The following is a 15,433-nucleotide window of genomic DNA, read 5'->3' on the forward strand; positions in this document are numbered from 1 at the left end:
GTTTCTGATTTTTTTCCGCCGGGCAGCGAGAGAACCACGAGATAGAGGCAATATGAAGCCGGACAATCTGGTTATCGTCAGGGCTGGAAAGAACAGCCTCCACCCGGGATGGATGGAGGACCGTGGAAACGAATCGCCCGATTTCGATCTGCTCGTGGCCGCCTATGACAAAGAGGCCATGAAAGACGATACGGCACGTATCCAGTACAGGTTCGTTCCCGGCAGCAAAGTGCAGGGATGGAATACGGTCCTGCGGGAATATGGCGATCTCGTCAGCGGCTATACGCGCATTGCCCTCATCGATGACGATATCGACGCCGACACCAGCACGTTGAATCGATGCTTCGCCGTGGGAAAGGCTCACGATTTGAGCCTGTGGCAGCCGAGTCTCTCGCACGCCTCGTTCGTGACATACGGCGCATCGCTGCAAAACGAGCGATTCCTGCTTCGGCACGTCAATTTCGTCGAGATGATGTGCCCATTCTTCAAAGTCTCGACGCTATTGCAAATCTCCCCTCTGTTCTCACTCGGCTTCGAAAGCGGCATCGATCTCATCTGGTGCAGCATCGTTCGAGAGCTGGGGGGAACGTGCGCGATCGTCGACGCATGCGCCGTGACCCACACGGAGCCGGTTGGAGGGAGAAAGCAGTTGAATGGCTTCGTCGACAAGGACTACGAAGACGACATCTACCGTTGCCTCGAACTGTTCGGCATGAAATGGCCGTCCTGGGTGACGGAAGCCGGAATCGACAGAACGCGCAACGCAAAGCTCGACGGCGTCAGCCTGAAATTCAATTCGTTGCGGCCGCTGCTCAAATTTTATCTGGCCCCTAGAGGAAGCCGCCTTGGCAGACTCAAAGCGTCGTTCACCCACTTCCGGCACCAGGCGCTTCGTACGCCTTATTATGGCGCCGATGTTCTGAAAAGAACGAACCAGTTGGGCATGCTGGATTAGCGAATTCCCGGCGTGGTGCGACGCAGTGCGGCGAGATCTCGCCGCACTGCCGCTTTCCCGTTCTACGTATTGCCGTGGCTCGAATAGCCATACGCGGAGTACTCGTTGCCGTAGCGGCCAGGCCGCGATGCCATGTCGTTGAAAATCACGCCGCTGATCGGTACGCCGACCTGTTCGAAACGGCGCACCGATTCGCGGAGTTCCGCGAGGCTTGTGGCACCGTGGCGCGCGATCACGAACACGGCACCCGCGAGCTTGCCGACGATGCCGGCATCGGCCACCGGAAGAATCGGCGGGGCGTCGATCAGCACGACGTCATAGGCTTCGTTGGCCCAGTCCACGAAGGTCTGGAAACTCGATGCGCGCAGCAGCTCGCTGGCGTTGGTCACATGACCGCCTGTCGCGACGAAGTCGACGCCCGGCATGACCTCGGGGTGGACCACCAGATCATAGTCCAGGGTGTATCCGACAATATCCGTGACGCCGGGTGAGCACGGCACCCCCACGTGCTTGTGCAGCGAGCCGCGCCGCAGATCCGCGTCGACCAGGAGCACGCGCTTGCCCGCCACGCCGAGTACCGCAGCAAGATTGACCGTGACGAACGACTTCCCCACCATCGGTGTCGGTCCCGCCAGCAACACGACGCGATTGTGCGAGTTGCTCAACGAATACTCGAGTGCGCTGCGGAAGCTGCGCAGACTCTCCACCGCCGCATCGAACACGGCCGTATGGGCCAGCACCATATTCGTGCCGGGCGCGCCATGCGGCAGGCGCCGCGTCAGCGTCCGCTGAATACGGCTGCGCGGTATGGCCGCGAAAACGGCGAGCCCGGTGCCCACTTCAATTTCGTCGACGAGCGAAATGCCGCTATTGAGCCGCTGGCGCATCAGCACGATCGCCGTGCCGATGAACAACCCGGTAAAGGCCGCCGCGATCAGCAAAACGCTCCGCTTGGGCCGCACGGGGTTCTCCGGCGCCACAGCGGCATCGATCATGCGCACGTTCGACACACGGCCCGCCTTCAAGAGGCGCAACTGTTCGCGGCTATTCAGAAGATTCGTGTATATATTGGTGTCGACCGTCACCTCGCGCTGCAGGCGTACGACACCCTGCTCCACGGGCGGCAGTGCACGGGTTTGTTCCGCAAGGCTGTCGAGCGATTTCTGCGCCTCGGCCAGTTCACCGTTGACGGCAACGAGAGCGGGATTGTCGTCGGTGAAGCGGGCCAGCAACTGCGCGCGCTGCTGACGCAAGTCCGCGATGCGCTGCTGGGCCAACGCCGAACTCTGCAATAACGCGGCCCCGGCGGCGCTCAGGTCCACCGCGCCATGCTGGGAGCGAAACCGGTTGTACTCGTCCTCGGCCTTGTCGAGTTGCGCCTTCAGCTTCGGCAGTTGCTGGTCGAGAAACTCGATCGACTTCTCCGCCTCCTCCTGCGTGCGCAGCGCGTTCTGCCGCACGTACTCGTTGCCGATTGCATTGAGAATGGTGCTGGTCAAAACCGGGTCGCTGCCTTCCAGCGCGACGCCGATCACATCGGACTCCTTACCCTTCTCGGAGATCATCAACGAGGATTGCAGCTTCTCGATCGCACTCAGTTCGGACGAACGCGACAGATCGAAGGACGTGCCCGGCTGCGCGTCGATCCGGTTCACGAGCAGGTCGATCGATCCGCCCACCACCGCAACATGCAAGGCGGTGCCCACCACTCCGTCGTAAAGAACGCCATCGAGCTTGAGCGTATAAGCGCCGTAGCCGCGGTAGGTCAGGACGAACGGCTTGCCGTGCAGCCGTTCCGGCACATCGAACTGCACCACGTCTATCGCGGCGTCGCCCCACGCGTAGCCGCCCCATCCCGAGAGTTCGGCCAGGTTCAGATGCTGTGCGATCCAGCGGCCGATGACGGGAAAGTATTGCGGCGTCGCATGGATATAGAGCCGCGTGGCCTCCACGGCGGGCGAGACGACCGAGCGCGAGCGCAGCACCTCGATTTCCGCCGATGCGGCAGTCTTGATCGCAAACTGTGAAGAAAGGGCCGCCAACGCCGTCTTGTCGGGGCTCTGGCTCTCCTCCACCTGAATGAGCATGTCCGACTCGTAGACCGGGGACGCCAGCAACACATAAACGCAGCCCAAAAGCGTGCAGATCGCCGTGACGATCAAGATCAGCTTTCGACCGGCGTACAGTGTGTCGAGCAGGTTACCCATATGTCCGCCCTCGGGCGCCGGCGGCATGCTCCACTCAGCCGGCCCTTCGAGCAAATGATCACGCTGATTCATATCGCACTCTCGATAGAGGGAACGCGACCGCTCAAGCGGACCCGCGTTCCTGCGCCCATCAGTAGCCAACCGCGCGGCTCGCCGCCGCAGCCTGGGTAGTCGGCAAAATCAGGTTGATGACACGGCTCCACTTCACGAGGGAAGACGTATCGACGAACACCACGTCGTTAGGTTGAAGATCGAATCCATCGGCCGTCGCCATGGCGGACGCGTTGCTGGCATCCAGATGGAACACGACCGGCTTGCCGGTATCGCGCCCTCGCACCACATACACCTGCGAAGCGTCGGCCGACGCCTGGCTGATGCCACCCGCTTCGCCAATCGCCTCGTTGAGCGACATATGCCCGTTGTTGAACATCACGCCGCCGGGGCGCTCGACCTCCCCGACCACGAAGACCTTGCTGTCCGCCTGCGCGAAGATACGCACGAGGTCGCCGTCGTGAAGAATGATGCGGTCGGGATTCATGCCCTTGCGAATCAGTTCGGGCATGTTCACCACCACGGTGCTGTCGCCGCGCGTCACCGCCACGCGCGAACGATCGGCCGTGCTGGTGAACCCGCCTGCCCGGTTGATCGCCTCGGGCAAGGTCATCGGGCGGTCGTTCAGCACTTCCACACCTGGCGTCTTGACTTCGCCGTCCAGATAGACGCGCTTGCTGCGATACGTCTGGATACGCACGGTCACCTGGGGCTGACGCACGTATCGCACGAGCCTGGCCGCGAGCGCATCGCGCACGCCCATTTCCGAAAGACCCGCAACCTTCAACGGACCGATATAGGCGTACTGAATGAAGCCGTTGGTGTCGACGGTGTAGCCCGCGGCAACCGAACTGGCGCCCACCGTGCTATCCGCGACACCTGTTTCCGTGCCGGGCAGGTTGAGCTCCGGGTGATCCCAGACCACGATGCTCAGAACGTCCCCGGGCCCGATCTCGTACGGAGTGGGCGCAGCGAACAGCTTCTGCACGTCAACGGGAACCTCCTTCGGACGCTCCGCGGCTTCCTTTGCGATCAGCTCGGTATTGATCTCGATGAGCGAACCCGGCGTCGCACCCGCATAGCCCTTCGCCACCACACTGGCCGGAACCGGGGTGTCGGAGGCCGCGCCGGTGTCTGCGCCGGAAGCCGTACCGGTGCCGCTTTTCGCAGCATCGAACGTCATGCCCGGCGACCACGCGCAGCCGCTCACGCCCGCCAACGCGAGCCACGCAGCACACAGGGCCGCGCAGCGCACACTCCCGACCCGAGGCAAGTCACACGCTATTCGCGCCAGGGCGCCCCGGGTCGCATCTTTAACGGTCAGTTCCATAACTACCCCCAATCCCGTTCTATCGTTCCGGACCATGCTGTGTGATCCGGAAACGTACAACGCCGGCGCCGCCTTCGATCAGTAAGCGCCGCTACCGCGAATCACCACGAAAAACGTCTTGAACAGAATTCCCATATCTTTGCGGAAGGTCCAGTTCGTCACATACGAAACGTCGAGCGATACGCGCGTGTCGTAGTCCACGTCATTGCGCCCGCTCACCTGCCACAGGCCGGTGATCCCCGGCGTCACCATCAAGTAGTACTTTCTGGCCTCGCCGTAGCGCTGCAGCTCCTGGTCGATGATCGGCCGCGGGCCGACAAAACTCATCTCACCGCGCAGCACGTTCCAGAGCTGGGGCAATTCATCGAGGCTCGAGCGGCGCAGAAAGTGGCCGATCCGCGTCACGCGCACGTCGTTCTTGAGCTTGAACTCGCGCTCCCATTCGGCGCGCGCCTCGGGATCCCGCGCGAGCAGCTCCTCCAGCACCTGCTGGGAATTCACCACCATCGAGCGAAACTTCAGACAACGAAATGTCTTGCCATGTCGTCCGATACGCGTATGCCCGTAGAGCACGGGACCGCCGTCGCGCCGAACCATCAGGGCGACAACGGCGAGCACCGGCGAAAGCACGACAATGGCAGCCACTGCCGCGACGATGTCGAAGACGCGCTTCAAGGCATGGCCAATGACGGCGCCGCGCGCCGCTTCACGCGTTTCGGCCGCGAGCGGCTCCCGGTACCACCAGGCACGCGCAACGCGCAACACGCTGGACTTCGAAAACAGCAGCGTATGCGACATCAGCAGAGAGATACCCGTCGTCAGCGTCCAGTCGATGAACCACGGCAGCGCCAGCAGATGGTCGTGATGAATCGTGTAGAGCAGCACGAGGCCACAGAGCTGCACCGCAAGCCATGCAAACGCCGTACGGCCGGCCACGCTGAAAAGCGAGCCGCTGCCGCGCGAGCCATAGGTGCCGCAAGCAGGAAATACCGACAGGGCGAGCGCTGCGCAGAACGCCACCAGCGTGGGATCGGGGTGATGCACGGCACCCATATCAATATGCGCAAAATTCGGGTTCAGGTGGACGGCGCATACCGCGCCCAGCACGATCAGTGCGACATCGATCGCACGCTGCGTTAGCTCAGACATTTCCCTACCCCAATACGTGTCGTGTTCGTCAATCGTTCGTGGTACGGCGCGGTCGTCTTGCCGCGTGCGGACTGGAGATCCTCTCGCCGCCAGCGAGCCATGTACTCACACCACCTACCCGTCAGGTCACAGGAACACATTAAGGAGTGGGGAACAAAGAGACCGTGCGCGACACCACAAAGTCGGTACGATCCTGCTCCCACCTCTCCGTCCCGCTCATGCACGTGTTTTCGTTATCCAACGGATCTGCGCGCTGGCGCACATAAGCGCTTCGCCCGCCCGCATCCGGCATGCCGATCAGGCGACTTCGCTTTTAATGTGTAGTTGTACGAAGATTATGAATGGCAATAGTCTGTTGAATCGCTGCGATGGCGCGCGGACACACCGCGTGGCGCATATGACACGCTTGACCGGATGACCTCCGTGCTGCCGGCTAACCTCGTGCGGGCGTACCGATCCACGGCGGCACGCGCCGCGCCTGCGTCGCGGCAGCGCGCTCGTCGAGGCGCGTACGCTCGTCCGTGGCGACGAACTCCGTCAACAGCCAGTCCATGAAGTCGTTCATGACCTCGTTGCGGGCCTCGCGCGTGAAAAGCGCGTGGTCGAGCCTCGGCAACACCTGGATCTGCACGTTCGGCAGTCCGCGCAGCGCGCCCAGCGAAGCACCCAGATGCAGGTGGGCTTCGTCCAGCCCCGGGTCCAGATCGCCGTAGACGAGACGCATGCGAGCGTTCTTCGTTTGAATCGAGCGAAGCAACGCTACCGTTTCAGACCCGGCGAATTGCCGGTTCGTGGCGCGCGCAATCCCGCCCGTGCCCGCCACCCAGCAACGCCGCAGCGCACGGCGCGACAGTTCACCGGCAATCGCGAGCGGATTGATCGAGGTCTTGCCGCGCAACGCACGCATCCATTTCTCGCGGGTCAGGAAGGCACGCCAGTACGCCCGCGACGAGACATAGCGGTCATCGCGCGGCTTGTTGTTCGTCTCATGCCAGACGAACGCCTGCAGGTTCACACCGTATCCCGCGACAATGCCCGGATGCGTCGCGCACGACTGGAGGCTCGCAAAGGCGCCGCCACAAACGCCGAAGGTCACGACCCGCGCATGGCCGCACGCGGCCAGCCACTGCGCGCCAGCAATGGCGTCCTCACGCGAGGCCTGGGCGTAGATCGAATCGAGCGTGACCGTATCGGAAAGCGGCGTGGAATCGCCCTGGCCACGCAAATCCATGCGCAACGAGGCGATGCCCAGCGCGGCGAGCCGGCGTGCCATCAGCACCGAGAACCGGCCGTCCCCAATGTGATGCGACGCCCCCGTGCAGACGAGCAGGACCGCGGGTGCGCCCGCGCGCGGCTCATTGGGCTCGCAGGCAATGCCGAAGCAATGCCCGAATACGACGGGCCGCTCGCTTGCGCAGAGATCGGGCAGCGCCAGCACGGGCTCCGGCAACGCAGGCATGCGCGCGAATGGCGCATCGCGCGAGAGCGTGCTGGCGAGCCAGTCGACCACGCGGCCGAAAGCCTCGACAGGCTCCGTGCTGAAAAGCGCTTCCAGAAAGAAACGATCGGACTCCTCAAAACTGCCCTGCTCGACTTCCACACCGTTGGACGTATAGTGACGCGCCAGTTCGTCCACGAGATTCGTGCCGGTCGAGTCGAGCAGCAGCACGCGCCGTGCGGGCGAGTGGGTATCGGTCCGAAGATCGATGGCGCCGATCCGTTCGATGTCCGCGCCATGCAAACCAAAACCTAGCGCCTCCACATAGCGATCGTCGTCGGCAATGGGCTTGGCGCTGGCGCCCCCCGGCGTACTGAGCCACGCCTGACGATGGGCGCGCAACTCGCGCACATAACGGCGGCCGGTCACAGGAGGCGCGAGCAGCACCAGGCTCTCGATATCCCCCAGACGTTGCGCCGCAAGCGCTGCCAGCGTGGCGCCAAAGCGCAGGCCCACGAGCGCGACGCGCTCGACGCCCGTCCATTCGCGCAGCCGGCGTACCGCCGCACCGATGGCCGCGAGCCAGGCCTCCATACGCGCGGGATCTTCCTCGAAACCCGTCGCGTCGCCCGTGCCCGGATAGTCGAAGCGCAGCGTGGGCATCCCGGCCGCGGCGAGACGCGTCGCGAGCTTGCGCCAGCTCCGGTGCGTACAGAGCGCGTCGTATCCGAACGGATTGCAGAGCACGACCCCTGTGCGGGATCGGGCCGGATGCAGCCAGCCAAAGCAGCCGTCGAAAACTACTGGTTCCATGGATTCGCCACCCTTTGCCGTGTGCCCACACGCTTGTCACGCGGGGCCTGCGGCACGCGAACCGACCGCCCCTCCCCCACCCGAGCCGCCCTGGTCCGCGTTGCTACCGCGGCCAAGGCGTAAGGCAAATTTAATGTTCCGCCGAATCCCGATCTGTTCGCTGTCACACGCAGGGAAAAGGCGGCGAGACATCAGCGCGGCTTGCGGGCGATGAAATGCAGCCACCACGCGTCGCTCGTTTGCACCGAAGGGTCAATCACGCGGCCGTCGCAACTGCCGATCACGGCTTCCACTTCGAGGCCGATCGACTTCAGTTGACGCCGCTGCTCGGGCAACGTCGTATAAATGATGACGATGGCAAAGAAGTGTGCCGCGGCCGCGCGAATGGAATATCCCTCGTAGTCGCGGTGCAGCTGCGAATTGCGGTGGTAGTTACGCAGCGCGAGCGGCATCTGGCGCACCGTGCGCAACACGCGCCAGCCGAAGCGCAGCGGATTGAGGCAGCGGCGCGGCAGCAGTTGCCGGGGATGCTCCCCGAAGCCGGGACCATTGCGATTGTGCGTCGAGAAAAACACGAGGCCGCCGGGGCGCGTCACGCGATACATCTCTCTGAGGATGCGCTCGCGGTCTTCGTAGTCGACGCAGTCGATGCCGTTCCAGCTGAACGCCGTGAGCGCGTAGTGATTGTCCGGCAACGCGGACATGTCGCGCGCGTCCATGTGGCGCAGGTCGAGGTTCGGAAAGCGCAGGCGAGCTTTCTCCAGCAGCGGCTCCGTATAGTCGACTCCCGTGTAGTTCGAGGACATCTGCATCATCAGCGGAATCGTGCGACCCGCGCCGATGCCGATGTCGAGCAGAGGCTGGCCATGGCACTCGTCTGCGAGCCACGCGAACGCGGTCTCCTCGCCTGGGTCCGTCCACTTCTTCTCCGCGGTAAATTCGCGAAATGCGTCGCGCGTGGTCCATGCGCGTTGGTTGACCTGGTCGAGTGCAAGCTGCACGTCCATAGCGCCCCTCCAATGGGATCCGTCATGCGGGTTCAATCCCGTTACCGCCCACGTTGCGAAGCAAGTGGCGCGACGTGTTGCCCATGGGCTTTGCACATCGCGCGAAACGAGATCGCGATCGGCCTTTCACCGACGTCGCAGCCATTACAACAAAGAGCTTTCACCGTATCTGTACGGGCGCACACACACGTCGGCCGCCCATCCGGTGCAATCTTCGTCAGGTTCGCGCCGCCCGGCTCGAACCGCTCGACACGATGCACAACGGTGCGCTGGCGCACCGACGACGCACAGGGACAGTCCGTTTAATACGGCAAACAAGCTGTGCGTAAGGTCGAACCCAGCCGCTACCGGCGCATTTGATCCAACGTCATCCACGAGGGGGTTAAGCTCCATGAAAAATTCGCTGAGACGCATCCTTTCCGAATCCGCCCGGCTCGACGTGCCGCCCGAGACGCTCGCCGACGATGCCGATCTCTATGCCGCCGGACTGTCTTCGCTCGCCACCGTCCATCTGATGCTCGCCATCGAAGACGAATTCGGCATCGAGATTCCCGACCGGATGCTCACGCGCCGGCTCTTCTCGAGCATCGACTCACTCGCCGCCGCAGTCACCGAGCTGCAACAGGCGAAGGCGGCAGCATGAACGCCCCGCACGACGAAGCGACGCTCGAGCCCGAGCGCACTGCCGACGCGCCGGACGCCGACGGCCCTTGCTGGCGCGCCGCCGCGCACCGCGTTGCGCGCGTGGCCGTGCAGCATGCGGACGAAGTGGACCGCGCCGCGCGCTTTCCTGTCGAGGCGTTCGATGCGCTGCGGCGCGAACGCCTGCTCTCCGCGATGGTGTCGCCGCGCTTCGGCGGCGCCGGCCTCCCGCTCGCCGACATCGCGCAGATCTGCGAGATCCTCGCGCACGGCTGCGCTTCGACCGCAATGATCTATGCAATGCACCAGATCCAGGTCGCGTGCATCCAGGACCATGGTGCCGCGGTGCCGTGGCACCAGGCGCTGCTTCGCGAACTGGTCGAGCACCAATCGCTGCTGGCCTCGGCGACGTCCGAGGAAACCATCGGCGGAAACCTGCGCACGAGCGCATGTGCGATCGAACTGAACGGCGAGCGCCTGCGCATCGAGAAACTCGCACCGACGATTTCCTACGGCGCGCATGCCGACCTCATTCTCGTGACGGCGCGCCGCACGGCCGAATCGACGGCATCCGACCAGGCGCTGATCGTCGCGCGTTGCGAAGACATCGAGCTCGAAAAGCGCGGCACGTGGGATTCCATGGGCATGCGCGGCACCTGTAGCGAAGGATTCCGGCTCGTCGCGACGGGCGACGCCGCGCAGATCCTGCCGACGCCCTTCGCCGAGATCGCCGACCAGACCATGCTGCCCGTCTCGCACACGCTGTGGGCCGCGGTATGGACCGGTGTGGCTGCCGATGCGCTGGACCGCGCGAAGGCATTCTTCCGTGCCCAGGCCCGCACCCGGCCAGGCGCGGTGTCGCCGGCGGGCATTCGTCTGGCTGAAGCCGCGGGTCTGTTGCAGATGATGCAGGCGCGCCTCGCGGTGGCACTCGACGCCGCGCGCGCAGCGCATCGCGCACGCCATGCCGCGCCGGACGCCGACGCGCCGCTTTCGGCCGCGCTGCACTTCGCCTCGGACATGAACACGCTCAAGACGAGCATTTCGTCGACGGCGCTGCTCGTGGTGCAGGAGGCGCTGATGATCTGCGGCATGGCCGGTTACAAAAACGGCACCCCTTACAGCGTGGGCCGCCATCTGCGCGACCTGCACTCGGCGCCGCTCATGATCAACAACGACCGTATCGCGCAGAACACGGCGAGTCTGTTGCTCGCGCAACGGAATACGGGGCATGGGGAGGCGTGAAATGAACACGATGACCGAGACCTCCGCGCTCGAGAGCGTGGCCGATGCAGCACCCGCGCCGAGCTTTCGCGACGAACTGCTCGCGAGCGGCATCCTGATCGACACCGGCGAAAACGGTCTTTACGGCCGCAGCCAGGTATTCGAGGACGTCGTGGATCGCCTGAACGCGGCCATCACGTATCTGGGCGCGGACCAGCAGCCCGAAGTGCTGCGCTTTCCGCCCGCGATGCGCCGCACCGATTTCGAGGACAGCGAGTACCTGAAGAACTTTCCGCAACTCGCCGGCACGATTCATTCGTTCTGCGGCAACGATGCGGGACAGAGACGCCTGCTGCGCTGCCTCGACGACGCCATGAACGAGCGCGACGACGACCGCGATACGGCCTGGATGGAGCAGCAAAAGCCCACGCGCGTCGTGCTGACGCCCGCCGCCTGCTATCCGATCTATCCCGTGATGGCACGGCGCGGCCCGCTGCCGGCAGAGGGTCGCACGATCGACGTGCTCTCCTATTGCTTCCGCCACGAGCCGTCGCTCGATCCCGCGCGCATGCAGATGTTCCGCCAGCGCGAGTACGTGCGCCTCGGCAACGCGCAGCAGGTCATGACGTTCCGCCAGATGTGGATCGACCGGGGATCGCTCCTCGTCTCGCTGCTGCAACTCCCCGTGGACGTCGATCTCGCGAACGACCCGTTCTTCGGCCGCGGCGGCAAGATCGTCGCGGACAGCCAGCGCGCCCAGGCGCTCAAGTTCGAGCTGCTGATCCCGGTTGCGAACGCAGACAGCAAGACCGCCTGCCTTTCGTTCAACTACCACATGGATCACTTCGGCGGCATCTGGAAGATCGAATGCGAGGACGGCTCCGTCGCTCACACCGGGTGTGTCGGCTTCGGCATGGAACGGATCACGCTCGCGCTGCTGCGTCATCACGGTCTCGACGTGAACGCCTGGCCGGAGGAGGTGCGCGCACTGCTCTGGGACGACACGAAGGCCCGCGTAACCCGGGCACTCGCGGAGGCAAGCGCATGAACCCGCATTGCGCAACGCTGGCCCCCGTGCGCACGGGCGCGCGCGAGCACACCTCGCACGCGCTGCACCAGGGGGACCGGGTCTGGCAGGAGACCAATTGCTACGTCGATCTCTGGATCGAGCTGTTGCACGGCTACGGATTCGATCCGCGCGCGGCACTGGCCTTCACCGTCACCCAGGATTTCGAGGGCGACCAGTTCACCTTCTTCAAGTTTCCGCTGGAAGACATCGAACATCTGTTCGGGCTGCAGGTCCAGGAGCTCGCCATCTACGATTCGCTCGAGGACCGGGTGCACGCGCAGACGCAACGCGGCCGTACCGTGCTGGCCGAAGTCGACGGCTACTATCTGCCCAATACGCGTGCGACGTCATACCGGCGCGAACATCCGAAGACGTCGATCGGCATCGACTACATCGACCGCGAAGCGCGTCAGCTCGGTTATTTTCACAACACGGGCTATCACACCCTGGACAGTGAGGACTACGACGGTATCTTTCGCAAGCTCCCGCATTTCGCTGGTCAGGCCGACCTGCTGTTTCCCTACGTGGAGTTCGCGAAGCCGGTACGCCCTGCCCTCACCGGGGCCGCGCTCGCCCAGGCCTCGGCCGCGCTGCTGCGCGCGCATCTCGCACGGCGTCCCACGCGCAACCCGGTCACGGAATGGCGCGCGGCATTCGGAGCGCAGCTGGACGTGCTCCTCGAGCGTGGCGAGCGGTTCTTCCACCCTTACTCGTTCAACCTGATGCGTCAGCTCGGCGCGAACTTCGAGTTTCTGGCGAAGTATCTGCTCTGGCTCAAGACACAAGGCGTCGAGATCCCCGAGACCATTCCGGCCGCGGCGCAGAAAATCGCCTCCGAGGCGATGGTCATGCAGTTCCGCCTCGTGCGGGCAATGGCGCGCGGCCGCCGCGACACGTGCGACGACTGCTTCGACGTGCTCGAAGCCGCATACGAGGACACGCTGACGCCGCTCGCAGCCGTCATCGGCTAATGGACTTCCCGCGCTGAGTTACGACATGCGAACCTTGCCAGACGAATCGCCGGCGAGCGGCACCGAAGCCCGCCGCAGCGCCGCGGCCGACGCACTCGCCCTCTGGCCGCACCCGCTCACGCAAGGCTGGCAGTTCGTGACGACACCGGCCGGTACCTGTGCGACGCCGGCCGACCTGCCGGCCGCCGGCTGGGGCGCGGCCGAAGTGCCGGGCACGGTCGCCTCGGCGCTGCGCGCCGCGGGGCGGCTCGACACCCCGGCCTCGGCGGCCATTGCCTGGGACGATCACTGGTATCGGCTCGCGCTCACCGGGCACGGCAAAGAGCGCCTGCGGCTGCATGGGCTCGCGACGCTCGCCGAAGTCTGGCTCGACGATACGCTGCTGCTCACCTCCGATTCGATGTTCGTCGCCCACGACGTCGAAATCGAACTCGACGGCACCGCGACGCTGGCCCTGTGCTTCCGCTCGCTTGCGCCGGCGCTCGCGGCGCGGCGCTCGCGCGCGCGCTGGCGGCCGCGGCTCGTCACGCCGCCAACCTTGCGCAACGTGCGAACGACACTGCTTGGCCACATGCCCGGCTGGTGCCCGCCGCTGCAGACAGCGGGCCCCTGGCGTCCGATCGAACGGCTCGCAGGCGCGCCGCACGCGCTCGATACCGTCGATCTGGCCACATCGGTCGAGGGCGAAGACGGCGTCGTGTCCGCCACGATCAGGTTCGTCCATCCCCACGAGAGCCGCCCGAGCGCCTCGCTGCATGCCGGGGACGCCCAGACTGCGCTCGAATGGATCGATGCGCGCACCCTGAAGGGGCGCCTGCGTGTTCCGCATGTGCGGCTCTGGTGGCCGCATACCCACGGCACGCCGACGCGCTATCCTTTCACGCTGCAACTGGATGGCCTTTCTGTCGCGCTAGGGGAGGCAGGCTTTCGCACAATCGAAGTCGAGCGCGGCACGGATGGCGAGGGTTTCGGACTACGTATCAACGGCGAAGCGATTTTCTGCCGCGGCGCCTGCTGGACGAGCGCCGATCTCGCAACGCTGACCGGCACGCCGCAGCAGCTCGAACACGCCTTCGCTCTGGCGCGCGACGCGGGTATGAACATGCTGCGCATCGGCGGCACGATGGTCTACGAATCGGATGCGTTCTACCAGCTCGCCGATACCTACGGCATCCTGATCTGGCAGGATTTCGCGTTCGCGAATTTCGACTATCCGACCGATGCTGCCTTCGTCGACGCAGTCGATCGGGAGGCCACGCAATTTCTGGCCCGCACGCGCCACTTCGCTTCGCTGGCCGTGCTGTGCGGCGGCAGCGAAGTCGACCAGCAGGCGGCCATGCTCGGGCTGCCGCCCGAGATGCGCGAGCAGGCCCTCTTCGCGACACAGCTGCCCGCCATCGTTGCGCGCGAACGACCGGACGTGCCGTACGTGCGCAACTCGCCCACTGGAGGCACGTGGCCGTTTTCGACGCGTACCGGCATCACGCATTACTACGGCGTGAGCGCCTATCAGCGTCCGCTCGAGGACGCGAGGCGCGCGCAAGTGCGCTTCGCTTCCGAATGCCTCGCGTTCGCGAACGTCCCCGACGACGCCACGCTGCACGATGCGCTCGGCACGATCCACGCACACGACCCGCGCTGGAAAGCGGCCGTGCCGCGCGATCCCGGCGCGGGCTGGGATTTCGACGACGTGCGCGACTACTATCTGCGCACGCTGTATGGTTTCGAGCCCGCGCAGTTGCGCTACGACGATCCGCAGCGCTACCTGGATCTCTCGCGCGCCGTGGTGGCCGAAATCATGACCGAGGTGTTCGCCGAATGGCGCCGGCACGGCTCGTCGTGCCAGGGCGCTCTGGTCTGGCAGTTCCAGGACCTGCGCGCGGGCGCGGGATGGGGCGTCGTCGACGCGCTCGGGCGGCCGAAAAGCGCCTGGCACGCGCTCGCCCGCGCACTGCAGCCCGTGCAGATCGCGATCACCGACGAGGGGTTGAACGGACTCGACCTTCATCTCGTCAACGACACGGCGGCAACGCGCGCCGTGCAGCTCGACCTCGCCTGTCTGCGTGACGGCGCGGTGAGCGTGGCAAGCGCAACGCGAATGCTCGAACTGGCGCCGCGCAGCGTCGCTCGCGTGGGCGCCGCAGACCTGCTCGGCCGCTTTTTCGATTTCACCCACGCCTACCGGTTCGGCCCTCGCGCGCACGATGTGACGATCGCGACGCTGCGCGATCCGGCAACGGGCGAAATCGTCTCCGAGGCCGTCCACCTTCCCGAGCGGCGTCCGATGGAACGCCATGATCTCGGCATGGAGGTGACTGTTCAGCGCAGCGGCGGCGAGTGGTCCCTCGTGATTCAGGCACGGCGCTTCGCGCGCTTTATCCATATCGCCGATGCGCACTATCGGGCGGCGCGCGACTGGTTCCATCTGCCGCCGGACCGGGCGGTCACGCTCGCGCTGGTGCCGCTCGACGGCACCGCGCACGACGCGGCTCCGGATGGCGAGGTCCGCGCGATCAATGCAGCCGCGCCGGTGTTCTACCGGCACGCGGGTGCATAGTCCGGGTGTAGTCCGGGTGA

At 65.0% G+C, this 15,433-nt stretch carries 11 protein-coding genes; 6 read left to right on the forward strand and 5 right to left on the reverse strand.

The features are described 5' to 3' along the window. The first annotated feature begins 52 nt into the window (after positions 1-52). Positions 53-955: a hypothetical protein gene (locus U5760_RS25520; RefSeq protein WP_322015097.1), complete on the forward strand. Its 903-nt coding sequence runs from the start codon at positions 53-55 to the stop codon at positions 953-955. A 62-nt stretch (positions 956-1,017) separates the two neighbouring features. On the opposite strand, the gene U5760_RS25525 is transcribed toward U5760_RS25520, so the two are convergent. The 5 genes from U5760_RS25525 to U5760_RS25545 form a co-directional block, all read right to left on the reverse strand. Continuing rightward, complete coding sequence (locus U5760_RS25525) at positions 1,018-3,234, reverse strand: GNVR domain-containing protein (RefSeq protein ID WP_322015098.1); 2,217 nt, start codon at positions 3,232-3,234, stop codon at positions 1,018-1,020. A gap of 58 nt (positions 3,235-3,292) precedes the next feature. Next, the gene (locus U5760_RS25530; RefSeq protein ID WP_415914178.1) at positions 3,293-4,396 is read right to left on the reverse strand and encodes a polysaccharide biosynthesis/export family protein; all 1,104 of its coding nucleotides are present in this window, start codon (positions 4,394-4,396) and stop codon (positions 3,293-3,295) included. Between the two features lie 225 nt (positions 4,397-4,621). After that, entirely contained in the window at positions 4,622-5,692 is a 1,071-nt protein-coding gene (locus U5760_RS25535) for a sugar transferase (protein WP_322015100.1), read from the reverse strand. A gap of 433 nt (positions 5,693-6,125) precedes the next feature. Further along, positions 6,126-7,943 carry a serine aminopeptidase domain-containing protein gene (locus U5760_RS25540; RefSeq protein ID WP_322015101.1) on the reverse strand — a complete coding sequence of 606 codons (1,818 nt, stop codon included), beginning with the start codon at positions 7,941-7,943 and terminating at the stop codon, positions 6,126-6,128. 191 nt (positions 7,944-8,134) lie between these two features. Further along, entirely contained in the window at positions 8,135-8,950 is an 816-nt protein-coding gene (locus tag U5760_RS25545) for a class I SAM-dependent methyltransferase (protein WP_322015102.1), read from the reverse strand. Positions 8,951-9,341: 391 nt separating this feature from the next. Between U5760_RS25545 and U5760_RS25550 the strand changes: the two genes are divergently transcribed. The 5 genes from U5760_RS25550 to U5760_RS25570 are packed head-to-tail and all read left to right on the forward strand — an operon-like array spanning position 9,342 to position 15,413. Next, the gene (locus U5760_RS25550; protein WP_322015103.1) at positions 9,342-9,593 is read left to right on the forward strand and encodes an acyl carrier protein; all 252 of its coding nucleotides are present in this window, start codon (positions 9,342-9,344) and stop codon (positions 9,591-9,593) included. Further along, entirely contained in the window at positions 9,590-10,837 is a 1,248-nt protein-coding gene (locus tag U5760_RS25555) for an acyl-CoA dehydrogenase family protein (protein ID WP_322015104.1), read from the forward strand. Before U5760_RS25550 ends, U5760_RS25555 begins: the two co-directional genes overlap by 4 nt. Before the next feature lies 1 nt (position 10,838). Beyond that, positions 10,839-11,864, forward strand: coding sequence for an amino acid--[acyl-carrier-protein] ligase (locus U5760_RS25560; protein ID WP_322015105.1), 1,026 nt, complete (start codon positions 10,839-10,841; stop codon positions 11,862-11,864). Then, on the forward strand, positions 11,861-12,856 hold the full coding sequence (locus U5760_RS25565) for a DUF1839 family protein (RefSeq protein ID WP_322015106.1): 996 nt from the start codon (positions 11,861-11,863) through the stop codon (positions 12,854-12,856). Before U5760_RS25560 ends, U5760_RS25565 begins: the two co-directional genes overlap by 4 nt. A gap of 25 nt (positions 12,857-12,881) precedes the next feature. Next, positions 12,882-15,413 carry a glycosyl hydrolase 2 galactose-binding domain-containing protein gene (locus tag U5760_RS25570; RefSeq protein ID WP_322015107.1) on the forward strand — a complete coding sequence of 844 codons (2,532 nt, stop codon included), beginning with the start codon at positions 12,882-12,884 and terminating at the stop codon, positions 15,411-15,413. The last annotated feature ends 20 nt before the right edge of the window (positions 15,414-15,433 follow it).

Origin of the sequence: Paraburkholderia sp. J12, from assembly GCF_905220215.1 — a bacterium.
In the GTDB taxonomy this organism is placed as follows: domain Bacteria; phylum Pseudomonadota; class Gammaproteobacteria; order Burkholderiales; family Burkholderiaceae; genus Paraburkholderia.

Bases quoted from the DNA above. Each gene is read 5' to 3' on its own strand.
- U5760_RS25565 (WP_322015106.1), top strand. From the start codon at position 11,861: ATGAACCCGCATTGCGCAACGCTGGCCCCCGTGCGCACGGGCGCGCGC.
- U5760_RS25535 (WP_322015100.1), bottom strand. From the start codon at position 5,692: ATGTCTGAGCTAACGCAGCGTGCGATCGATGTCGCACTGATCGTGCTG.
- U5760_RS25525 (WP_322015098.1), bottom strand. From the start codon at position 3,234: ATGAATCAGCGTGATCATTTGCTCGAAGGGCCGGCTGAGTGGAGCATG.
- U5760_RS25520 (WP_322015097.1), top strand. From the start codon at position 53: ATGAAGCCGGACAATCTGGTTATCGTCAGGGCTGGAAAGAACAGCCTC.
- U5760_RS25540 (WP_322015101.1), bottom strand. From the start codon at position 7,943: ATGGAACCAGTAGTTTTCGACGGCTGCTTTGGCTGGCTGCATCCGGCC.
- U5760_RS25545 (WP_322015102.1), bottom strand. From the start codon at position 8,950: ATGGACGTGCAGCTTGCACTCGACCAGGTCAACCAACGCGCATGGACC.
- U5760_RS25570 (WP_322015107.1), top strand. From the start codon at position 12,882: ATGCGAACCTTGCCAGACGAATCGCCGGCGAGCGGCACCGAAGCCCGC.
- U5760_RS25560 (WP_322015105.1), top strand. From the start codon at position 10,839: ATGAACACGATGACCGAGACCTCCGCGCTCGAGAGCGTGGCCGATGCA.
- U5760_RS25550 (WP_322015103.1), top strand. From the start codon at position 9,342: ATGAAAAATTCGCTGAGACGCATCCTTTCCGAATCCGCCCGGCTCGAC.
- U5760_RS25555 (WP_322015104.1), top strand. From the start codon at position 9,590: ATGAACGCCCCGCACGACGAAGCGACGCTCGAGCCCGAGCGCACTGCC.
- U5760_RS25530 (WP_415914178.1), bottom strand. From the start codon at position 4,396: ATGACGTTCGATGCTGCGAAAAGCGGCACCGGTACGGCTTCCGGCGCA.